Origin of the sequence: Campylobacter sp. RM12651, from assembly GCF_022369475.1 — a bacterium.
Classification (GTDB): Bacteria; Campylobacterota; Campylobacteria; order Campylobacterales; family Campylobacteraceae; genus Campylobacter_E.
In genome coordinates, this window is the sequence record NZ_CP059600.1 from 304,298 (window position 1) to 326,863 (window position 22,566).

General features: G+C 27.4%; 23 protein-coding genes. 6 read left to right on the plus strand and 17 right to left on the minus strand.

What is annotated here, in order from left to right; all coding sequences use genetic code 11:
• Window positions 1-35 precede the first annotated feature (35 nt).
• From AVBRAN_RS01520 to AVBRAN_RS01530, 3 genes are read left to right on the plus strand one after another with little or no spacing between them, the layout of a single operon-like run.
• A complete protein-coding gene (locus AVBRAN_RS01520; protein WP_239803357.1) occupies window positions 36-704 on the plus strand; it encodes a hypothetical protein in 669 nt (222 codons plus the stop codon).
• Between the two features lie 5 nt (window positions 705-709).
• Window positions 710-1,285, plus strand: coding sequence for a hypothetical protein (locus tag AVBRAN_RS01525; RefSeq protein WP_239803358.1), 576 nt, complete (start codon window positions 710-712; stop codon window positions 1,283-1,285).
• The gene (locus AVBRAN_RS01530) at window positions 1,286-1,840 is read left to right on the plus strand and encodes a hypothetical protein (RefSeq protein ID WP_239803359.1); all 555 of its coding nucleotides are present in this window, start codon (window positions 1,286-1,288) and stop codon (window positions 1,838-1,840) included. It abuts the gene before it with no gap.
• Between the two features lie 22 nt (window positions 1,841-1,862).
• Here AVBRAN_RS01530 and AVBRAN_RS01535 read toward each other — a convergent pair whose 3' ends face one another.
• From AVBRAN_RS01535 to AVBRAN_RS01560, 6 genes are all read right to left on the minus strand, one after another.
• The gene (locus AVBRAN_RS01535) at window positions 1,863-3,062 is read right to left on the minus strand and encodes a hypothetical protein (protein ID WP_239803360.1); all 1,200 of its coding nucleotides are present in this window, start codon (window positions 3,060-3,062) and stop codon (window positions 1,863-1,865) included.
• Window positions 3,063-3,071: 9 nt separating this feature from the next.
• Window positions 3,072-4,400, minus strand: coding sequence for a DUF6844 domain-containing protein (locus tag AVBRAN_RS01540; RefSeq protein WP_239803361.1), 1,329 nt, complete (start codon window positions 4,398-4,400; stop codon window positions 3,072-3,074).
• Entirely contained in the window at window positions 4,394-5,014 is a 621-nt protein-coding gene (lpoB, locus tag AVBRAN_RS01545; protein ID WP_214118878.1) for a penicillin-binding protein activator LpoB, read from the minus strand. The genes AVBRAN_RS01540 and lpoB overlap by 7 nt, the downstream gene beginning before the upstream one ends.
• Window positions 5,015-5,023: 9 nt before the next feature.
• A complete protein-coding gene (locus AVBRAN_RS01550) occupies window positions 5,024-5,398 on the minus strand; it encodes a hypothetical protein (RefSeq protein WP_214118876.1) in 375 nt (124 codons plus the stop codon).
• A 5-nt stretch (window positions 5,399-5,403) separates the two neighbouring features.
• Window positions 5,404-6,855, minus strand: coding sequence for a hypothetical protein (locus tag AVBRAN_RS01555; protein WP_239803362.1), 1,452 nt, complete (start codon window positions 6,853-6,855; stop codon window positions 5,404-5,406).
• A 113-nt stretch (window positions 6,856-6,968) separates the two neighbouring features.
• On the minus strand, window positions 6,969-8,153 hold the full coding sequence (locus AVBRAN_RS01560; RefSeq protein WP_214118872.1) for a saccharopine dehydrogenase family protein: 1,185 nt from the start codon (window positions 8,151-8,153) through the stop codon (window positions 6,969-6,971).
• Between the two features lie 93 nt (window positions 8,154-8,246).
• On the opposite strand from AVBRAN_RS01560, the gene AVBRAN_RS01565 reads away from it, so the two are divergent.
• Entirely contained in the window at window positions 8,247-8,801 is a 555-nt protein-coding gene (locus AVBRAN_RS01565; RefSeq protein ID WP_214119700.1) for a YceI family protein, read from the plus strand.
• Window positions 8,802-8,828: 27 nt separating this feature from the next.
• Here AVBRAN_RS01565 and AVBRAN_RS01570 read toward each other — a convergent pair whose 3' ends face one another.
• The 7 genes from AVBRAN_RS01570 to dsrO form a co-directional block, all read right to left on the minus strand.
• The gene (locus AVBRAN_RS01570) at window positions 8,829-9,767 is read right to left on the minus strand and encodes a hypothetical protein (protein WP_239803363.1); all 939 of its coding nucleotides are present in this window, start codon (window positions 9,765-9,767) and stop codon (window positions 8,829-8,831) included.
• Between the two features lie 44 nt (window positions 9,768-9,811).
• Window positions 9,812-10,036, minus strand: a complete 225-nt coding sequence (locus AVBRAN_RS01575; RefSeq protein ID WP_239803364.1) for a hypothetical protein — start codon at window positions 10,034-10,036, stop codon at window positions 9,812-9,814.
• 150 nt (window positions 10,037-10,186) lie between these two features.
• A complete protein-coding gene (locus AVBRAN_RS01580; RefSeq protein ID WP_239803365.1) occupies window positions 10,187-11,131 on the minus strand; it encodes a hypothetical protein in 945 nt (314 codons plus the stop codon).
• Window positions 11,132-11,400: 269 nt separating this feature from the next.
• A complete protein-coding gene (locus AVBRAN_RS01585) occupies window positions 11,401-12,360 on the minus strand; it encodes a hypothetical protein (protein WP_239803366.1) in 960 nt (319 codons plus the stop codon).
• A gap of 72 nt (window positions 12,361-12,432) precedes the next feature.
• Window positions 12,433-15,345 (minus strand): molybdopterin-dependent oxidoreductase, encoded by a 2,913-nt coding sequence (locus AVBRAN_RS01590; RefSeq protein ID WP_239803367.1) that lies wholly within the window; start codon window positions 15,343-15,345, stop codon window positions 12,433-12,435.
• Window positions 15,338-16,372 (minus strand): NrfD/PsrC family molybdoenzyme membrane anchor subunit, encoded by a 1,035-nt coding sequence (gene nrfD, locus AVBRAN_RS01595; protein ID WP_239803368.1) that lies wholly within the window; start codon window positions 16,370-16,372, stop codon window positions 15,338-15,340. Before nrfD ends, AVBRAN_RS01590 begins: the two co-directional genes overlap by 8 nt.
• The gene (gene dsrO / locus AVBRAN_RS01600) at window positions 16,357-17,103 is read right to left on the minus strand and encodes a sulfate reduction electron transfer complex DsrMKJOP subunit DsrO (RefSeq protein WP_214119706.1); all 747 of its coding nucleotides are present in this window, start codon (window positions 17,101-17,103) and stop codon (window positions 16,357-16,359) included. Before dsrO ends, nrfD begins: the two co-directional genes overlap by 16 nt.
• Before the next feature lie 219 nt (window positions 17,104-17,322).
• Here dsrO and AVBRAN_RS01605 point away from each other — a divergent pair, with 219 nt between their 5' ends.
• Window positions 17,323-18,135: a hypothetical protein gene (locus AVBRAN_RS01605; RefSeq protein ID WP_239803369.1), complete on the plus strand. Its 813-nt coding sequence runs from the start codon at window positions 17,323-17,325 to the stop codon at window positions 18,133-18,135.
• A 15-nt stretch (window positions 18,136-18,150) separates the two neighbouring features.
• Window positions 18,151-19,311, plus strand: coding sequence for a hypothetical protein (locus tag AVBRAN_RS01610; RefSeq protein WP_239803370.1), 1,161 nt, complete (start codon window positions 18,151-18,153; stop codon window positions 19,309-19,311).
• A 139-nt stretch (window positions 19,312-19,450) separates the two neighbouring features.
• Here AVBRAN_RS01610 and AVBRAN_RS01615 read toward each other — a convergent pair whose 3' ends face one another.
• From AVBRAN_RS01615 to AVBRAN_RS01630, 4 genes are all read right to left on the minus strand, one after another.
• Entirely contained in the window at window positions 19,451-20,263 is an 813-nt protein-coding gene (locus AVBRAN_RS01615) for a cysteine ABC transporter substrate-binding protein (RefSeq protein ID WP_214119709.1), read from the minus strand.
• 62 nt (window positions 20,264-20,325) lie between these two features.
• On the minus strand, window positions 20,326-21,066 hold the full coding sequence (locus tag AVBRAN_RS01620; protein WP_239803371.1) for an amino acid ABC transporter ATP-binding protein: 741 nt from the start codon (window positions 21,064-21,066) through the stop codon (window positions 20,326-20,328).
• Window positions 21,066-21,722 carry an amino acid ABC transporter permease gene (locus tag AVBRAN_RS01625; RefSeq protein ID WP_214115982.1) on the minus strand — a complete coding sequence of 219 codons (657 nt, stop codon included), beginning with the start codon at window positions 21,720-21,722 and terminating at the stop codon, window positions 21,066-21,068. Before AVBRAN_RS01625 ends, AVBRAN_RS01620 begins: the two co-directional genes overlap by 1 nt.
• Window positions 21,719-22,363: an amino acid ABC transporter permease gene (locus tag AVBRAN_RS01630; RefSeq protein ID WP_214115980.1), complete on the minus strand. Its 645-nt coding sequence runs from the start codon at window positions 22,361-22,363 to the stop codon at window positions 21,719-21,721. Before AVBRAN_RS01630 ends, AVBRAN_RS01625 begins: the two co-directional genes overlap by 4 nt.
• Window positions 22,364-22,566 lie beyond the last annotated feature (203 nt).

Here is a 22,566-nt window from a genome sequence, read left to right on the forward strand (position 1 = left end):
TAATTTTGCTGATATAGATGATAAAGGAGATGATTATGAAAATAACGGCTAATTCTTATATAACATATCCAACAACTAAAATTAGTAAAAAAACAAATAATGATAACCTAGATATTCAAGCTAATAAACCTTATTATGAAGATGGAAAGGCTAGTTTAGAATATCTTAAACTAGCCCAGCAAAAGCTAGAAAACGATCCGACTTATAATCCTTTTAATGATAGAAATTTAAATCTTGGAGAAAAGGCAAGTTATTGTGTGTTTGGAGCATTAGACCCTGATTTAGTAGAAGAAATAAGCAAAGAATTTATGAAAAATTGGGTAGAAATTGATAAAAAAGAGCTTGATAGAACGCTAAACTCACTAAATATGCCATCTTTAGGTTTGCCTGATGATTTTCCTTTAGGTTATATAGATAGTAAGAAAATGCCAAGCGTTGAAGAATTACAAGCTAGAGTTAAAGAAAAAGAAAATTTAAGAAATAATGCAATAAATACAAAAGAAGAAATTAAACAAGAAGAAAAAGAAGAACAAACTAAAGAAAAACCATTTGAAGCCATAGAAGTAAAAGGCACTAGCACTCGTGAAAGTATGGAAGATATTTTAAGCAAAATTAATATTCAAAATATTAAAGATGAAAGAGATTTATTAGCTATATTTTTAGCTTATAAAAATGGCGAGAATTTATATGATAAAAGGGTTTAGTTAAAATGACAATCATAAATAACAATCAGAGTATTTTGGATTTAAGGCAAATATTTTTAAGAGATGAGATAAGGACTGAAACTAATAAAGATTTAAATTCTAAGCCAGTAAGCTCTGATGATTTAAAAGGCATTTCTAATTTATATAATCACGATAATTGGGGCAAGAGTTTTAGTGGGGTTAGTAAGAATGGCGAAGTTACTATTTATGGCAAACTATTAGGGTTTGATGATAAAAGCAATTTAAATGAATTAAGCGAACTTTTAAGCTTTATTATGACTAATTCAAATTCAATAAACGGACAAATCGCCTTAAATGATGAGTTAGAAAGCTTATTAAATAGTGATTTAAGCATAGAAGAATTTAAACCTAGATGGCTTTTAGCAATTACTAAGGATTTAGCAGCAAAAGAGCTAGATACTAAAGAGATTAAAAGAGAACCGATTGAAGTAAAGAGCGATTTAAATGTGTATAAAGAAAACTTAGCAAACTTGGTAAAATCTCTAAGAGAGCAAAAAGATAGTTATGATGCTTATGTTTTATCTATGCTAGAAACCGAGTTTATAAACAAAAGGACATAAATGCAAATTAACTCATCTTTAAATCAAATAAATCTCATTAATACAAATAATAAAGATTTAAAAAAGATAGATTTAAGTAAAGAGCTTAGCCAAATTGCTAAGCCTAATGATATGTTTGATTTGTTTTTACAAGTTCAAAATGATTATAAGACAGATAGTATTTATCAAAGAGCTTTTGCAAAGCATTCTGATATAGAGATTAAAAAAGATTTGCAAAGCTTTTTGCAAGCAAATCCTATAAATAGTAGTAGTGGTAGCTTTACATATTATGATGATTTAAGATTTAATTTTAGCGATGATGAAAGGCTTTTTAGATTATTTGCAGATGAAAAAATAAGCATAGATGATTTTAAGAAAGAATATCTAAAAATAAAAGCTGAATATGAAGAAGAAAAACCTAGAGAAAAAATAGAAGTAAAAGGCACTAGCACTCGTGAAAGTATGGAAGATATTTTAAGCAAAATTAATATTCAAAATATTAAAGATGAAAGAGATTTATTAGCTATTTTAATGGCGTATAAAGATAGTAAGAATTTGTATGATAAAAGAATTTGAATAAATCAAATTCTTTTTATTTTTAAAATATAAATCCACCACCTTGAACCGGTGTTATATCTTTTATATCTTTTCCATTTGCATCATTACTTGTAAAGTTGTTGCCAATATTTTTAAATCTACAAATATCGCCTTTATTTGGATTTCCTTCTAGTATTTTTGCATAGCTTGTTTTAGCATTTGCATTAGTTACTTGCACCAAAGCACTAAAAATTTCTTCGTAGCCGTTTAGCTCTTTTGTGTAACTATCATAGATTTTATCGCCTTTTTTATAGCATTCTAGTTGTGTATTTATAGGTAGGCTTTGAGTAAAAACTGCTTGATTATTGCTGATTTTTTCTATTTTTGGTGGATAAATAGCAGCTTGAGTGTTTAATACAATAGTGCTTGCAATATCGTTTAAAATACTATCATAATCTTTAGATTTTATATCAAGGTTTATGCTATCAGCAAATCTTATTTGTCTAGTTGCAAATGTAATAACTTGATAATTTATACTAACACTTACTTTAGAACTACTACCACTGCCAATAATTGAGTAATTTTTATTAGTTGTATTAACATCGCTTATGGTGTAAAGCAATATATAATCAGTGCCTAGATTTTGACCTAATTTTAAGGCTTCATCTTTATTTGCGTCATTTAAAATTATATCTCTTTCAATAGCTAATGCTTCTCCTGCTTGTCTATCCAATAAATCAAATTTACGAGTTTTGTGGATATTGCTTTCTATTTTAAACCTTAAATCTCTTAATATTTGTTCGCTATCTCTTCCTAATAAAGAAAAATTATTCGGACTTAGAGCAGGTGCTACGATGATTTTTCTTCTATCGTTTTTCATTCCGGCTAGTTCGTATTTTTTTGAAACTGCTGTTTTTTGAATACTTACGACTACTTTAAATCCATCTTCTGTTTTTGTATTTTCTATAACTTCAAAAGAGCTAAAGCGACCATTTGTTGCTTTGCTAATTTGTTGGTTAAAGTGTTTATAAATCTCATTTTCATCACCACTTTTTATCGCACTAATTTGAGCTTCTTGTCTAGTTTTAACATAGGCTCCGTTTAATTTTAAAACAGCTTCTGCTAAAGCATTATCTACTGCTTGCTCGTATGTAATGCCATAGCCTTCTCCGGTAGCAGTTTTTGTGCTAGTTGTAGTTACTACTTTAGCATTTAGGCTTACTAAAAATAAGCCTAAAAAAACAATTAATATCTTTTTCATAATCTAATCCTAGAAATCATCAACATCAATATTTTTAGAGCGAATTACTTTTGCATTACCACTTGATGGAATTTCGCTTGTTTTTGAGCCTAATGTTTTTTTATCTAAATCACCTTTGATTTCTTTTCTTTCTTGCTTTGCTTGTTCTATGCTTGTAGGTGAATAATACATAATAACCCCAGCAACTCCGTGTGTATCAAATTGCTTAGTCCATTTATCAGCAACTTCAACACCTACTAGGCTCATTTGTGCTTCAGAGCTAAAAAATTCTTCTAAATCAGAATAGCTATCTGATCTAGTTTCTTTACCACCAGTTGCACTTTCATTTGCACCTTTTTTAATTAAAGTTGTATAGGCTTTTTGAACTGTATCAGTAGTTTTATCTGCATTTGTATAAGTATAAATAGATGATTTTACAAAAGTAGCTAAAGTTTTTTCTGCTAATATTTGAGCTACTGAATAACTTGAACTTTTATATTCATTAGTCATTCCATCCTCAATCTTATAAGTATCCATTCCAAAAGCTAAAAGTGATGGTTGGCAAGCTTCGTTGTAAAAGAATTTTAAACCTAATTTATTTATTTTATTATCACTTGAGCCTAAAGCATTCACTACTGCATCAGCACTTTTACATTGTTCTTCATTGTTTGTAGCATTTGCTTTATAGCCACCTGCTAAAGCTCTTGCTAATTCTCTTGACTTAGGTGATGTATATGCTACTATTCCTAGTTCTGTTTCACCATTATCACTAACTACTATAAAGTTTTCATAAGGAATTAATCCTGATATTTCTTCACGAGCTACTTTATACATTTCTTCTTTAAAAGTATTGCTATATAGCACTTCTTCTGCACGAAGTCTTAATTCTTCATCAATTTGTGGTTTTGTCAAATCAATCTTATCATCACTGCCGAAAAATTTATTCATTAAGCCATCTAAGAAACCTTCTTTTTCATTTTTTGCTTCTTCTAGTCTTCTTTGACGCTCTATTTCTTTATTTAGTCTTTCTTCTACTAATTCTGCTGGCATTTTACTATGATCATTCTTTTTAGCAATTTCTTTTGCAACTAAGTTTCCTGCCATTTTCATTGCTAAATTAGATTTAATTTTTAAAAATGCTTCATTATACTTTGCACTTAAAAAATCATAATATTGTGGGTCGTTTGGATGCTTTGGAATTGATATTGTTTCTATATAAACTTTAGCGTTTGGATTTTTTTCTAAAAGCTCACTTTTTGCACATTTTATTAATGTTTCTATATCATTTCCTGGATTTTCGCAAGTATTTGCAAAAACAACTGAACTTAATGCCAAAGATAAAACTATTTTTTTTACCATGCTACACTCCTATTTGAACCAAGTTTATTAATTTTTATTTCATCTTCCCAAATTGCTAAGCCATTATCAAGATTTGTAACCGTCATTTGGAAATAATAATCAACTCTTTGAGAATCACTAAAAGTTCCTTTAATTCTAGTATTTCTTTGAATTATTTTACCGCTTAAAGACCTATTTGCACTCAAGATTGTGCCTTTTTTAGCGATTGTTTTTTGATTAAATTCGTCATTATCTCTTAATTCTCTTGTAGCGTGGGTCATATTATCCTCAGCCCCATTAGCTCCAATTGCTGTTGTTACATAAACACGACCAGAATTAAGTAAAGCAATTCTTATTTTTTTAGTAAGAATATCTGTATCAAAATGTTGCATTGTATCATTAGTAATCCTACTCATTACAAGAATATGGCGTTCGTTTGGATTTGAAGTAGCAAAAACAGGGCTTGCTAACATAGAATTAATCAAATCTCTTGCCGCATTTTGTAAATCTATATCATCAATACCTAGTGAAACAGGCTGATTTTTGCCATTATTTACTTCATCAACGACATAACTTGGTGCAGCTGCACAAGCTCCTAAACTTAGTGCTAAAGCTAGTGTGTAGTATTTTTTCATTTTGTCTCCTTAATTAAATTTGTTAATTTTTATTTTGTAATTATGTGCGTTTGCTGGAGCACCTAATTTTATATATTTTGTTTCTTTTGGTTGTAGTGTTAGCTCTTTTTTAGCTAAACCTAAATTATCAACATGCATACCATTATCATAAAACCAATCTTGTGAGTATTTAAGATTTAGTTCATTATTGCTTATATTAGTAAGTTCAATACTAATTATTAGGTTATTAAAATCATTATTGCTTCTTTCTTCGCATTTTAGAATTTTATTTAAATCTTCATCTAAATAGCTTACATTAAAGCATTGATTGTTTTTGATTACATTTGCATTGTTAGCACACGAACATAAAAATACAGCAAAAGCTGTTAAGATATATTTTTTCATTTTTTTTACCTTTCTTCAAATATTGTTATATATTCAGTTCCTATTGTAGGAATTTTTACAAGTATTACATAATGTTTATTTATATCTAATTCTTTTGAAAATAGTGTTTGAGAATTTGGACTTGCAATATTTATACTTCCACTATTTGCAATTCTAATTGCTTGATAGTTTTTAGGTAAACCTATAAAGTATCTAATATCAGAATGGTTTAATAAATTATTTACCAAATCAACACCTATGCCAGAATATAAATTCTCTTTATTGGCTTTTACACTAATCATTGTTTTAGTAATCGCTCTTAAAAAAGACTTAGATATTCTAGGTATTAATGTAGCTTTGTATTCAGCGCCTATTATTTTATCCATATCACTTAGAAGCCTTGTTTTTTGATTATTTGCTACTATAAATGGATAAGCATCGCTACTATCTCCTAAAATTGCTATTGAAAACACTAAACTACTAACGGCTAATTGATTAGCATAAACAGAGTATTTTTCATTTCCAAAAGGAATTTTATAATCTATATCATTATCGTTTTTCTTAATAAAAACAATAGGCAATGATAGATTAAATTCTTTTAAAGATTTAGATTTACCATTTTCATAAATTACCCAAATATATTTATTTGTTTTAGATATTTGCATTCCTTTTTTTATTTTATTTGCTATTCTTTTAGTGTTGAAATTGTTTTTAGCTAATTCATAATCTTGATAAAACAGCAAATCATTTTCTTGAGAATAAACTTCTTTTAATAAATCAATAGAATTATTTGACCTACCATCTAAAATATAATAAAGAGCAGAAAAATAGCTAACAAATGGATTAGAATAATTAGCATAAGACTTATAAGCAGGAATTGGGACACTATTATTTATAATGTCTATTACTTCATTACTTTCTCTAGGTTTTTGTTGTAAGTAGTTTAATTCGCTTAAAATATCGCTTTCAAATTCTTCTTTATTTCTTTTTTGTCTATCTAAGGCTCTTTTGATTTCAACTCCAGCTTCATCGTATTCGCCTAAAGCTAGATAACTCATTGATTTGTATGTATTAGTTAGCATTTTTTCATAATATTGACCGCTATAATCAGTTATATTATCATTAAAAAGACCTTCTAAAACTCCTTCTCCAATCTTTAACAATATATTTTTTTCATCTTTATCTTTATAACCATCTTCAACCAAATCAAATAGCTTAATACTATCTTTATAAGACTTACACAAGAATGCTTGATATCCGTAATAATTGCCGTTGTAAAGTGGGTCTTTAATCTTTTCTAATACATTTTCTTTTGAGTATTTTAGCTCTTTTTTCGTAAGTAATTCGCAGTCTTTAGTATCTAAAGAATATATTTTATTTTTATTTTCTTCTTCGTAGCCTAAAAAGACAGAAGAACAAGCATTTAATACTAATAAAGTAAAAACTAAAACAAAAACTTTTAACAAAACTCTTAACATCGCCGACCCCCCCCCCATTTTTAAAAAACGCCATTTTATAAAAACTTAATTAATATATATTAATTTTTTTTAAAATTCAATAATTCTTAAATAATAAGAATTATTGTTTATTTTTATAGCTCTAGTATTTTAATAGGAAGACCCATTTTATTCATTTCATCAAAGAATGGTTTTGCATCAAATTCTTCCATATTAAATACACCTTTTCCGCTCCATTTGCCACTTGCTATTAAATATGTTCCAATTGCAGCAGGAACGCCTGTTGTGTAGCTTACTGCTTGAGCGCCAGTTTCAGCGTAGCATTCTTCATGCACGCAAACATTATAAATATATACTTTTTTAGCCTTGCCATCTTTAATACCTTCAATAATACAACCTATGTTTGTCTTGCCTTTAGTCCTTGCACCAAGACTTGCAGGGTCAGGTAAAAGTGTCTTTAAAAACTCAATAGGAATTATCTTCATTCCTTGATGTTCAACTGGCTCAATTCCTAGCATACCTACATTTTTAAGACAATTCATATGTTGAATATAGCTTTGTCCAAAAGTCATAAAAAATCTAATTCTTTTTAAACCTTTTATATTTTTACATAAGCTCTCAAGTTCTTCATGATAAAGTAAATAGCTATCTTTAACCCCAACTTCAGGATAATCGTGTTCAACTTTAATCTCAAGTGGTTTAGTCTCAATCCACTCGCCATTTTCCCAATATCTACCATTTGCACTAACTTCTCTTAAGTTTATTTCAGGGTTAAAATTAGTTGCGAAAGCATAGCCGTGATCTCCTGCATTACAATCCATAATATCAATTGTATGAATTTCATCAAATAAATATTGCTGCGCATACGCACACATAACATTCGTTGCACCTGGGTCAAATCCACTTCCAAGCAGTGCAGGAACACCAGCTTTTAAAAAGTCATTATTTCTAGCCCATTGCTCTTTATACTCAAATTTAGCTAAATCAGGATGTTCGTAATTTGCTGTATCAATGTATGGAATTTTAGTTTGAGAACAAGCGTCCATTAAAGCTAAATCTTGATAAGGTAAAGCCACATTTAATAAAATCGTAGCGTTTATATCTTGTATAAGCTTAACAACTGCATTTGTATCATCAGCATTAATCGTAGCAGTTGCAATCTCAACTCCTAAACGCTCTTTAATAAAACTTGCTATTTCATCACATTTGCTTTTTGTTCTACTTGCAAGCGTGATTTTATCAAAATATTTATATTCAGCTGCTTTATAGGTTGCTACACGGCTAACTCCACCAGCTCCAATTATTAATAAATGTTTCATATTTTCTCCTTTTAGCTTATGATAAAATATTTATGATAATGATTAATCTTTTTATGAGATTATATTAGTCTTATTTTATTTTAGGAGTATATTATGAAAAAATTATTTTTAGCTTTAAGCTTAGCAGGTATTTTAGGTGCTAGTGAATTTGTTCTTGATAAAGTTCATACTAGCGTTGAATTTAGCGTTAAACATATGTTAGTTTCTAATGCTAAGGGCAAATTTAAAAGTTTTGATGCGATGATAGATTTTGATGAAGCTAATAAAACTTTTAAAGTATTTAATGCAAGCGTTGATGTAGCAAGCGTTGATACAAATAGTGAAAAAAGAGACGAGCATTTAAAATCAAGTGATTTTTTAAATGAAAAAGTTAATCCAAAACTTACTTTTGTTATGAGTAAATACGAAAAAGTAAGTGATACACAAGGAAAAATGACAGGGGAATTAAACATAAATGGCGTTAAAAAAGAAGTAACATTTGATGTTGCTATCAATGGTGTTGCTACAATGGGAGATAAAACTAAACTTGGGTTTGACCTAAATCTTGACCTTTTAAGAAAAGATTTTGATGTAGCAAAAGATACAAATGAAGGCTTAGTAGCAAACGAAGTAAAAGTTCAAATTTTTGCTGAAGCTGATAAAAAATAATTAAAATTAAGAATTTGAAATTTTATTTCAAATTCTTATATCAATTAATCTTGTATCGCTTAAATCTTTTTTAAATTCTTTCGTAAAATCTATAAAATCTCCTAGCTTATCACTACTTATTAAATCTTTTAATTTATCTTCGCTTATTTTTAATTCATTACTTATGTTTTGGATATTAAATTTTTGTAATATTTCTTTTTCGTTATTATCTAAAGATTGTGATTTTTTAAGTTTTTCAATTATATTATTAAGTTTGATTTGTTCTTCTGTTTTTTTATTTAATTCTTCAGTTATATTAGTATTTATTTTTTTGTGTGAAATTGTCATAAAAGGTAGATTATCTAAAAATACTCCATATTGGTAAGCAGTGTCAGAATAATTGTATTTTTCAGCAATTGTTATATAGCCATCAAGATTTTTATCCATACTAATATTCCCATCAAGTATTGTGCTAATATCAGTTGATTGTTTATTATCAACAGTCAAAATACTTGGAACATAACTTGCAACTTTAGTAGCTTGTCCTGAACCATCTTTAGTTGGCTCTATATATAAAGCAAATGCATAGATAGTATAATCAATTTCTTTTTTATCTACTTCTCCATCGTTATTTCTATCGGCTGCTAAAAAATTACTCTTATACGCTACATCGCTAAACCACCCAGCTACAAAACTTGCTGCATCTTTATCTAAAATAATGCCTTTGCTAGTATCAATGAAATTATCTTCATTAAAAAATTCTTTTAATCTATTAATATTCTTGTCACTAAGTTTTACTCCGATATTGCTTTCATCAAATTTAAAAAACACATTGTAATCTTGCTCTTTATTTGTCTTAATCTCAAAATTATTTTTATTTATATTATCTTTTAAATTGCTAATATCTTTAGTATTTAATTCTTTAGTTTTAACATTATCAGCCCAAGACATTGCTATATTTTTTACTTGCGAGATATCTATTTTCATAAGTTTTCCTTAAATTATTTAGCTAGGAAACTCCTAGCTAATCTTTATCTTATAACAAATCCAGCATTTAATCTCGGACCATTATTTGAGCTAGATGTTCTTTTAAAATTAGGACTCCAGTTTTGTCTAGTAGGAGTTACTCTATCTCTTTCAGCACTTATAAAAGCCCATCTCCAAGGACCACTGCCTGTAAAATAATCATACCAATAATACGCACTTGCATTCGTAATAAAACCTAAAGCTAAAATAGCTAAAACTGCTTTTTTCATTGAAAATCTCCTTTCATTAATGATTTGAATTATTATAATATAACTTAAATAAATTATATTGAAATTTTATTTAAAAAATAGATATTTTGTAACTATAAGTAACAATTAGCTAATTTCTATTTCAAATTCTTTAATAATTTAAAATATAAATTAGACTTTTATATCAATTAATTTTGTATCGTTTAAATCTTTTTTAAATTCTTTTGTAAAATCTATAAAATCACTTAATTTATCATTTGTAATTAACTCTTCTAATTTATCTTCGCTTATTTTTAAATTAATATTAAAATCTTTTAAGAGTTTCTTTTCATCATTTGTTAGACTTTTTAGGCCTTGATTTTTAAGTTTTGCTAAGGCTGCTAATTTTTTTAATTCTTCTAATTCTTTCTCTTTTAATTTATCTGTATTTGCAATCTTATATAAGCTAATAAAATCATTATTATTTTTATTATTAGATACTTCTATGTTATCTTCAAAATATCCCTTTTCGCCTACATTTAGAAATTCGCCAAATGTAATAATACCATCAAGATTTTTATCATTATTTAAACTAGCATTTAAAGCATAGCTAATATCAGCATAGTATTCATCATTATCTGCTAAAAATTTACTCTCTTCATAGCCTTTTACATAATTAGTGATTATATATTCACCTTTATTATCTCTTCTATATTCAAGCCTTTCATGTATATAGCTTAATGTCTTTTTTCCTTCTTTATTGCTTAGCTCCCCATTACCATCAACATCAGCTTCAAGGAATTTTTGTTTATAAGCAATATCACTAAACCATCCAGCTACAAAACTTGCTGCGTCTTTATCTAAAATAGTGCCTTTACTATTAAAAATGAAATTATCTTCATCAAAAAATTCTTTTAATCTATTGATATTATTTTCACTAAGTTTTACTCCGATATTACTTTCATCAAATTTAAAAAACACATTGTAATCTTGCTCTTTATTTGTCTTAATCTCAAAATTATTTATATTTATTGCATTTTTTATATTGTATAAATCAAAAGAATTTAAAGAATTTGAATTAATTTTATCTTGCCAAGCTATAGGCGTATTTAAATAGTTTCCTAGATAATGTCTCATAAAAAATCCTTTAAAATTATGACTAAATTAGATCTAGCTAATTAATCAAGACATTTTTAAAATCATATAGCTATTTTTTACACTTAAAAAGCAATATTAAAGCACTAATACTTTTTAAAATATGCACTAACATTCGTAATGCAAATTAAGTTAATACATTAAAAAATGATTTGAATTATTATAATTTGATTTTAATTAATACTATTATTATTTTATTTAATGTTTTGATATATTGTAACTTTTAGTAACAATTAATTAAAAATAAAAAATTAAACCTTAATATCAATTAATTTTGTATCGCTTAAATCTTTTTTAAATTCTTTCGTAAAATCTATAAAATCATCTAATTTATCGTTTGTAACTAATTCTTCTAATTTATTTTCACTGATTTTAAGATTAAGACTAAAGTCTTTTAAGAGTTTCTTTTCATCATCGCTAAGCACGTCTAAACCTTGATTTTTAAGTTTTGCTAAGGCTACTAATTTTTTTAATTCTTCTAATTCCTTTTCTTTGAATTTATCTATATTCATAATTTTATAAATATTACCACTATCAATTTTAATTCGCTCATCACTTGATTTACAATCAGCTGTATATTTATGAATTTTATTTTTACCATCAGCTCCTAAATATTCGCCAAATGTTATTATTCCATCAAGGTTTTTATCATCATTTAAACTAATATTTAAAGCCTTACTAATATCCATACTCTCGCCCTCTGGCAAAGCTACCATACTAGGTAAATATGTGCCTATGATTGCATTTGAGATTATTTCTTCTTCAAGTGTCTTTTCATTTACTACTATTTCGGCTGCTTCACTAAATACCGTAAATGTATATTTAAATTCCTTGCCCGTTAATTCTCCATCGTTATTAATATCAGCTGCTAAGAGATTTTCTCTATAAGCAATATTGCTAAACCATCCAGCGACAAAACTTGCCGCATCTTTATCTAAAATAGTGCCTTTATTATTAGCAATGAAATTATCGCTATCAAAAAATTCTTTTAATCTATTTAGATTTTTTTCATTTATTTTTACACCTATATTATCACCATCAAATCTAAAAAATACATTGTAATCTTGCTCTTTATTAGTCTTTATCTCAAAATTATTTTTATTTATTTGATAATTTAAATCTTTTAGCTCTTTTTCTGTTAGCTCGTGCTTTTTAACATCAATTTTCCAAGCTATCGGCATATTTTTACTAGCACTTATATCGTGTATCATAAATAATCCTTTAATATTTATTTAAAGGATTATAGTTTATTTAGGATAAATAATTTAATCAGTTTAAATTCCTTAACCTAAGCTTGAGATTTTTTCTATAATTACTCCAAATCCTTGCCTTGCTACAGAGCCTACGACAAAATCACTAATTAAGGCATTTTCTCCACGAATAGTATCATCAGGTATTATATTTGAGATACTAACGCCTGTTCTTTTTGAAATATTTTTAGCAATTAATTTCCCATCAATATAAAAATCACTAGCACCTTCGCCACGCCTAGCACGAGAATGCTCAATTCCTACTGCTTCTTTATGAATTCCTTTTCTAGTTTTTAATATTCCTATTATTTTTTTATCATCTCTTATAACTTTGATTAAATCCTTATCTTTAAGACCTAGTTTTGCTGCTGTATCTTCGTGTAATTCAATGTAGTTTGAATATTTTAAATGAGTTAGTTTTGAACTAGCAGCAACTAAACTTGAATATATATTTGATTTATACGAAAAGGCTTTTAGATTTAACTCATCTAATGTGGTATTGTTTTTAAATCTTTGTTTTACAAAATAAGGAACCCCACTATAATTTTTCCCAGTTAAAGAATCCTTAGTAAGTGCTAAATCTTCGTTATAAATAGCTATTTCTTTTTTGTATGTTTTTGCTAAGGCATTTTTGTTATATGCTTTGTTTTTGCTTTCAAATTTTCCACCCCTTGCCATACAAAATAAAGCTTTTTTATAGTGTTTTGGGCTAATTTCTTTTAATTCTTGAATGAATGGTAAGTCCTTTATCTCATCTTCGTTTATTTCATAATCAAATCCACCATCAAGCGTAACATTTATAAAACTTCTTAAATAATAATCACTCGGCTTATCAAGGTCAAATAAATTACCTTCACTATCGCTAATTGCGTTTTTGCCAAATCCTGCTAAGCCTAATTTTTTGCCTAATTCAATTATAAAGCTATCCATACATACGCTTTCATTATTGCTAAACTTAACATTAGGAGAATTTAAAATAGGAAATCTAAAATGACTAGCTTTACTCAAAGCACCACCCCAAGGATTAACAACACCCCAAGTCTCATACATAACGTTATCAGGAACTATATAATCAGCAAACATACTTGTTTCGTTTATAAATGGGTCAATTGCTATGAATAATGGTATTTTAGAGCTATCTTTTAAAGAATTTTTAACATTATTCATATTACTAGCATAAGCAATATTAGCATTCCAAGAAAGCAATATATCTATTCCGTAAGGATATTTTAATGCTGCATTTGTGATTGCGTCGGTGCAAATTGCATTAGTTAGTGGATACCAAGGTAGTTTTGATGGATAAGGGTTTTCGTTGTTTTTGATTTTGTTTTTATATTCGCTAGTTGCTTCATAAGGTTTTTTAGTTTTATCAACCCTAATTCCACTAGGTTTAATTTTGCCTTTATATTTTGCTAATTCAAATTCTCCTGACAAATCATTATATTTACCCCCACCAGCACTCATTCCACCAATTTTATTTAAATTCCCAAGCAAACCAACTAATTCTAAAATAGCATAAGCTGTATAAAATCCATTAGTTTGCATAGTCCCGCCGTGCAAATCAAATGCTACTTTATTTTTATATTTTTTGATTTTTTCTAATAAATATTCATAATCTTTTTTACTAACGCCACTATTTTGCAACAAATCATCTAAAGAATTTGAATTGACACTTTCTTTTAATTTGATAAAACTTGTTTTAACCTTTATTGCTTCATCATCTAAAGTTATTATTCCATCATAATAAATATTAGCTTTTTTACAATCTTTTGCACTTATTAATCCTTGCTCGTTAATAACCATAATTTCATTATTAATTCTTAAAAATTCTCCTTTTTTATAGTTTTTATAATCATCTTCAACGACTAAATAAGCAGCATTAGAAAAACTTACATTGTTTTCATTTAAATTAGTATAAGATAGATATTCTTCATCATAAATTTTTTGATTTATTACATCTTGTAATAAGGCTAATGCTAAAAACAAATCCCCACCAGGCTTTATAGCAATCCATTTTCCTACGCTAGATGCACTTGAAGTAGAATTTGTAAGTATTGGGGTTATTGTTGCGTATTCTAAATTATTGCTTTTTCTATTTGCTATTTTTAATCCTTGTCTTTTGAAAGGATTTCCAGCTTGAGCAGGAGCACTTGCGAAATTAATCAAAAACTCGCAATTATCAAAATCAGGTTTTAAGTGTGGGTATTTATCAAAATCATTTAAAAAAGCAGCCATTCCAGCTCTCATAGAAAGACCGCAAGTTGCTGTGTGTCCGTGAAAATTAATAGTTCCGAATGATTTTTGAAATCTTTCTTGAAAGAAATTCTTTCTTCCTTCATCGCCTGTTGCGATTATACATAATCCATTTGCTTTCTTTCCAAATTCAGGAGCATTTTCATCTATTAAATCAGTATGATTATAAACTTCTTTAAATCCTTTTACATAGCCTTCATTAAATAAATCTCCGCCATTTACTATCTCATCTAAAAATTTATCAGGCTCAATACTTTGCCATTTATTTTCTCCCCTTTTTCCAACTCTTTTTAGTATTTTAGTTACCCTTGCTTTATCATTTAATTTATCAAATACTAAATTACCCCTAGCACAAACACTTGAATGGATTTTGCCTTGATTTGTGAGTAAATAACTATCTTTTATACTAGTATTCATATTAAGCCAAGGGTCGCTTGATAATAAACTATATGGATTGCCAATAACTTTTAAAACCTTATTATCTAATACTTTTACCCTAACACCACAATGAGTAACGCAACCATTACAAACACTTGAATAATACTTGCCGATTTTTGGATTTAGGCTATTTGCATATATGCTATCGTTTGTTTTTGTTTGTGGTTTTATGATTTTTTGTATTGTTTCATTGTAAAAATAAGCCCCTGCTATGCCTGTTATCCCTGATGCTATTAAAAACTTTCTTCTACTCACTTAATTCTCCTTTTATTTGTTTTTCTAATATGCTTACTAAAAGACAAAACAAACTTATGCAAATTAGCCAATTGCCAAATACAGAACCTAAACTATCACTACCTAAGATTTTTGGTGTGTATGTTAAAAATCCACTCATAATTTTTGGCATAGAATTTCCTGCAAAAACTACATTAAATTTAAAGCTAAAGCTATAAATTATCATAGACAAAAATGCAAGTAATAAAAAGAATTGATTGTTTTTTAATCTTGTAAAAAGATTTATTAAAATAATAAAAATTAAGCAAAACTCAAGTATGAAAATCTCATAAAATCTAGCCATAAATACATATTGATATAGCTCTTTAATTTCTTTATTAAAACCAAGCATAAAGCTAAACCAAAATAATCTTAATAATAAATCACATACTATTAAAGCACTAGCAAGTCTTATAAAGATAAAAAGATTGATTTTATAATTTATAATTTTTGAATATATAAATAAGACTAAAGCACATATTCCAACACCTCCTACACCGCCATTTGCAGCAAATAAAAGTGGTAAAACAGGTGTATTCCAAAAACTAACTCCAACACTTGTTCCTAAAATATATCCAGTGTATAAAGGAATGCAAAAAGATACAATAAGTGTGATTATTCCTAATTTTTTAGTATTTTTATTGTTAATATGATTATATGCTAATAGTATTAGTAAAATAGGGTAGGTTATAAGTAATATAATTCCTATTTTCATAGCTGAAGTTGATAGATTACCCCAGCCATTTAAAAAGATTTCAAAAACTCTGCTAGGTTGTTTTAAATCATCAATTAAATTAAAAGGAATTGCACATAAACAAACAAAAGAAATTATCATTGAAAATAGGGCGATATTTTTGTAGTTTTTCAATCCAAATACTAAATATAAACTAGCACATAAAAACGCTCCAAAACTAGCTCCTGCTATGAAAAAATCATTCACAACATCTAAAGCCCAAGTTCGCTGAACGCTAAAACCTTCTAAAACTACAGCACTCATTTTATTCTCCATTCTTCTTCTAAAGCCAAATCAAATTCTTTTGAAATATCTTGAAACATTTTATGATTAGGATTGATTTCATTTAATTCATTGTCTAAATTAATATAAAAAACTTGTGGTTTAGTCCCAAAATTTTGCTTTAAAACACTTGTTGGATAATCTTTTAATATTTGTGAAATTTCACTTGAACTATCATTTAAATCGCCAAAAATTCTAGCCCTACCAACGCAGGTTTGAACACAAGCTGGTAATTCATTATTATCTATTAAATGCACACAAAAAGTGCATTTATCAGCTACTTTTGTATTTTTATTAATAAATCTTTTATCATAAGGACAGGCATTTACGCAGTAACTACAACCCCAGCATATTTCATTATCTACTAATACTATTCCATCTTCTCTTTTAAAAGTTGCTCCTGTAGGACAAACGCTTACGCAAGGTGGATTTTCGCAATGATTACAAAGTTCTGGCAAAAATGCCTTAAATACTTCATCGCTTTTACTTAATTCATATTCAGTAACAAATGTTCTAAATTGTTCGTGGGGGACTTGATTTTCATTGATACAAGCAGCAGTGCAAGCTTGACAGCCGATACATTTTCTAAGGTCAATTAGCATTGCATAGCGTTTTTTGCTATCTCCTATATATCTTTTATCTTTTTTATCTATTCCATTATTTTTTAGGCTAAAAGCATAACTTGATGAAGCTAATGTGGTTGTAATAAATACTCTTCTATTCATATAAAACCTTTTGATTTAGATTTTAATGAGTATATTTTTTGATTGTATAATTAAAGTTAAAATTTAATAATAAATTAAGGTTTAAATATTATTGCCTAATTTTTGTTTGTTATTATCAATAAGTTTATATATAAATTTTATATAAATTTTTATAAGAATTTAATAACCATTAATATTTTTTTTAAACTTACCGATATAGAAAAATAACGGGGGTTTAAAATGCAAATAACAAACTATAATCACTTTTATAACATTTTAAAGCGTGAAGCAATAATTAATTACAATGTAAAAGAGCGTAATCAAAGCACAATTGGTAGTGTAAGAGAGCAATATATCAAAAATCTTAATTTAGATGAAAACTTATTAAATGATTTAAATAATACATTTATAAGAGATGATTATTTGCCAAAGAAAGCTTATACAATCAAAGAAGCTTTAAAGAATTTAAATAGTGATTATAGTGAAGCTTTAAAAGATTTAAAATATAACATAAATCAAATGTCTGATTTAATTTATAATTCAGCTTTTAGCGATTTTGATGAAACTTTTGTTGATGACGGGACTAATTTAGGCAATCTCAAAACCAAGCTTAATTTAAAATTAAGAGTAATACAAGAATACAAAGTAAGTAATATTTATCAAAGAGCTTTTAGTGATTTTTTTAACCCTGAAGACAAAAAAGAACTAAGAGAGTTTTTAAAAGATTTTAAGATTAATAATGAATACATTGATGAAAGTCTTAATAATATTAATGATAGTGATATTTTAAAATTATTATGTGATAAAAATATTAGCGTTAAAGATTTTATAAGTGAGTGCAAAAGATTAAAGGCTATAAAAGAAAATCATACAATACTTGATAATAAAAAAGATGATTTTAAACCCATAGAAGTAAAAGGCACAAGCACTCGTGAAAGTATGGAAGATATTTTAAGCAAACTTGATATTCAAAATATCAAAGATGAAAGAGATTTATTAGCTATTTTAATGGCATATAAAGATAGCGAGAATTTATATGATAAAAGAATTTAAAATAAAGGAATAATTATGAAAATAAATTCTTATTCAACATATCAAATAACCAATATAAGCAAAAAAGAAACAAATAACGAGATTAAAAAAGTAGATAATAAAGCAGATGATAAAAAGGTAGGTGAAGTATTAGGATACGGAGTTGATAAAGATGGCTTTTTTACAAGTGATTTTAACAAAGCAGCAGGAATTGCTGAAGATTTTAAAATACATAGCGATAGTTTAAAATCTTTAGTAGAACATAATGAAAATGCAATATCACTTTATAAAATTTGTAAATCAATTGATATAGCAAAAAGCGTTGAAAATGCTTATAAAGTCTTAAGCCAAGTTGTAAGTGAAGATTTTTTAAACTCTAAAGATTTTTTTAATACCGAAGATATAAAGCAATTTCCACAAGGTTATATTCAAGCAAGAAGTGATGAAATCAAAATCAATAAAATTTTACATTCACCTGATGATTATGAGAATAATCACGGAATGACTTTTCAAAATGAACTTTACCAAACTCATCATCCCTTATTTTATTCTTTTGACAATGATGATAAAACCTTACCAAACACAAATGTTTTTCCACCTGATAATATCAAGCAAGACCCTAGATTTAGTGGATATTTTGGTGATTATGACGAAGCAAGACAAAATTATATAAATGAAAATGGAGAAATATCAAAAGGCGGGCTTTTGATAGGTATATTAAAATCAAACCCAGCTTTAATTGAAGGAGAAAGCACATATAAAGGTAAATTAAGTGGTTATGATAGAAAAATTAGCTCGGCTACATTTTTTGCATTTGATAAAGCGTTAGGAATGCAAGTAATAGCAAGGGGAGAAAATGGCTTTATGAGTGCTGAAGTTGAGCGTATGCCAAGATGGCTGAAAGATTATGTCAAATTAAATGCTTATGATAAACCATTAAGCCAAAGAAGTGCTATTTTAGGAAGTGCTAATTATACTAAAACCTTATATAGTCTTAATAGTGGATTTTTTAGTAGTAATAAAAAAGCTGAAGAAAAACAAGCTGACGAATTTATGAGAAAGATAAGAGAGTTAATGGGTTTAGAAAATCCAAATAAAAACATTAGCGAATTAAATTATGATGAGTTTTTAAAACTAGCTTTTAGTTTTAGCCAAAATAAAGTATCTAATATAAGATTGTTTGATATAAAAGTTTAGATTATTTTAGAAATTTTATTGCAAAAGTTATAAGATATTTTGATTTTTGAAAATATTTTCTTATTTTAAATTCTTAAAACTAAATAGAATTTAAAATAAGAATAAAAAGCGAATTAGGAATAATCCTAATTCAAAATTATTAAAGTTTGCCGCCTTCTACAACAACACTTTCTTTATCAATATCAGTTCCATAAACAGGTGCTAGAGTTTCATCATAATTTTTGTGGAAGAATTGCTCTTCGCCTAGTTTTACTATCTCATTATTTAGCCATTCTAAAAGCTCTTTATTGCCTTTTTTAACAGCAGGTGCGATTACATCAATATCTCCTAATTCACTAATACCTACTACAAAATCAGGATTGTTTTTAACCCAAGCAAAAAGCAAGGTGTTATCGTGTGCTAGTGCAGCACCTCTGCCATCTAATAATGCTCCAAAAGTTTCAGTATTTTGGTCGTATTTTGCTAGATTTACTCCGTTTTTATTTTTTGTAAAATACGCATCAGCAGTTGTGCCTTTATTTACGATTAGAGTTTTTCCATCTAGTTCTTTAATGTCTTTAATCTCTGCATTTTTAGGACTTGCAATGCCTAATGAAACTTTCATATAAGGTAATGCAAAATCAACAACTCTTGCTCTTTCAGGTGTTTTTGTAAAATTAGCTAAAATAATATCAACTTTATCAGATTGTAAAAACTCAACCCTACTAGCAGCCTCAACAGGAACTAAGGTTAATTTATCTTCACTACCTAATAAATCTTTAGCAATTCTTTTTGCAAAATAAATATCATAGCCTTGAAACTTACCTTCTTTATCAACAAAGCCAAATGGTGGTTTATCAGCAAAAACACCTATTTTAATATTATCGCTAGTTTTAATCTCTTCAATATTTCTAGCATTAGCAAAACAGGTTAGTAAAGCCCCTGCAACAAGTGATAAAATAACTTTTTTCATAATTTCTCCTTTAAATAAAATCGCTTGTAATTAAAACGCAAAAAAATTAATAAAAGATAATTTTAATCCTTTTTAAATTCAAACATATTTAAAAATTGCTTAGCTCTATTAGTTTGCGGATTTGTAAAAAACTCTTCAGGACTTGCAATTTCAACAATTTTGCCACTATCCATAAAAATAATTTTATCAGCTACAGCTCTAGCAAATGCCATTTCGTGAGTTACTATTAGCATTGTTTTTTCTTCTTTTGCAAGATTTAATAATACATCTAAAACTTCTCTTACTATTTCAGGATCAAGCGCAGCCGTAACTTCATCAAAAAGCATAATTTCAGGATTCATACATAAAGCTCTAACTATTGCAATTCTTTGTTTTTGACCGCCACTTAGCTCTTTTGGATAGGCGTTTTGTTTATGCTCTAAACCAACTTTTTGCAATAAATCTAGGGCTTGTTTTAAAACTTCATCTTTTTTACGCTTTTGAACTTTCATAGGAGCTAATAAGATATTTTCAAGCACATTTAAATGGTCAAACAATTCATAGCTTTGAAACACCATTCCAACATATTTTCTAATCTCTTGCCAGTTTTTATAATCTTTAGTAATTATTTCATTTTTTATATAAATATTTCCACTAGCTATATTTTCAAGTCCGTTAATACACCTTAAAGTTGTGCTTTTCCCACAGCCACTAGGCCCTACTAAAACAACAACTTCGCCTTTATTAACTTCAAAAGAAATATCTTTTAAAGCGTGGTTATTGCCGTAAAATTTATTAATATTTTCAAGTTTTAAAATACTCATTAACTCCACCTTTTTTCTAGTATTTTTGATATTTTTGATAAGGGATAACAAATTATAAAATATATAAAAAATATAATTGTATAAATATATAAAGGTGCTAGATTGCTAATAAATAATGTAACTTCTTTTAATTGATTACCTATTGCTAAAATATCTACAACACCTATTAAATAAGCTACTGAAGTAGTCTTAATCATACGGCTTAAAAGATTTATTACATTAGGAATTAATCTTTTTAATGCAAGTGGCAAAATAATATATCTATACATTTGGTATTTACTAAGTGCAAGTGCGATTGAGCTTTCAAATTGGTGTTTAGGAATACTTGTTATTGCACCCCTTACTAAATCCATCATCTCAAACATACCCCAAATCACAAATACAATAATAGTAGCACTAATAGCATCTATACTAAGCCAACTTGACATTCCAAAATATATTAAAAATAGCCAAACGATAATAGGCATAAATCTTATAATTTCAAGAATTATTTTTAGAATATAAAAAATAATTTTATTTCCTAAACTCATAAAAACGCCTAAAACAAGCCCACCTATAATTGAGAAAAATATAGATACAAAAGATATAAATAAAGTAACTTTTAAGCCTTCATAAAGCCTTGAATAAATTGATAAATCAAATAATATTTCACTCATTTTCTAATCCTTGCTTCAAACCAAGTTAAAAATAATGAAAGCGGTAAAATCATTATAAAATAAGCAACACAAAGCATAAATAAAGCTTCATTAGTCACATAATAAAGTCCTATTATATCTTTTGCTGTATAGACTAAATCAGCTAGAGCTATTACGCTTACAACTGATGTTTCTTTTAACAAAAATATTATATTTGCATTAATACTAGCTATAGAAACTCTAAGTGATAATGGCAATAATATGTAGTATAAAACTTGATTTTTGCTTAACGCTAGAGCATATCCTGCTTCTATTTGGTGCTTATTAATAGCATTTAAACCTGATTTTAAACTCTCAGCCATATATCCACCACCTAAAAATGCAAGTCCAATTACTCCACAAGTAAAGGCTTCAAGTTTAATTCCAAGCTTTGGCATTGCATAATATAAGAAAAACAAATGAATTAAAAGCGGGGTATTTCTTGAAAGCTCTATATAAGCATTACAAATTAGTTTTAAAAACCTTAGTTTATGTAGTTCAACCCACATACAAAATAGCCCTATTAAAAATGATAAAACTATGCCATAAAATGCAAGTTTTATAGTAAGGATTAATGCGTCTATGTAAAGTGGATAAAACTCTTTTATAACTTCAAAATCCATCTAAGCTCCTAGCTAAAATAAAAACGGGTTAAATATATCTTTTTTTGATAAATAATATTTGTAATTTTATTTTCAAATTCTTTTAATTTTGTTACAAAAATTATTAATAAATATGTGTTTATATTAAATAATTTTATTCAAATAAATTAACTTGATTTTGAGATAAATAATTTAAAGAAATCTTTAAGAATGCTAATTTATAA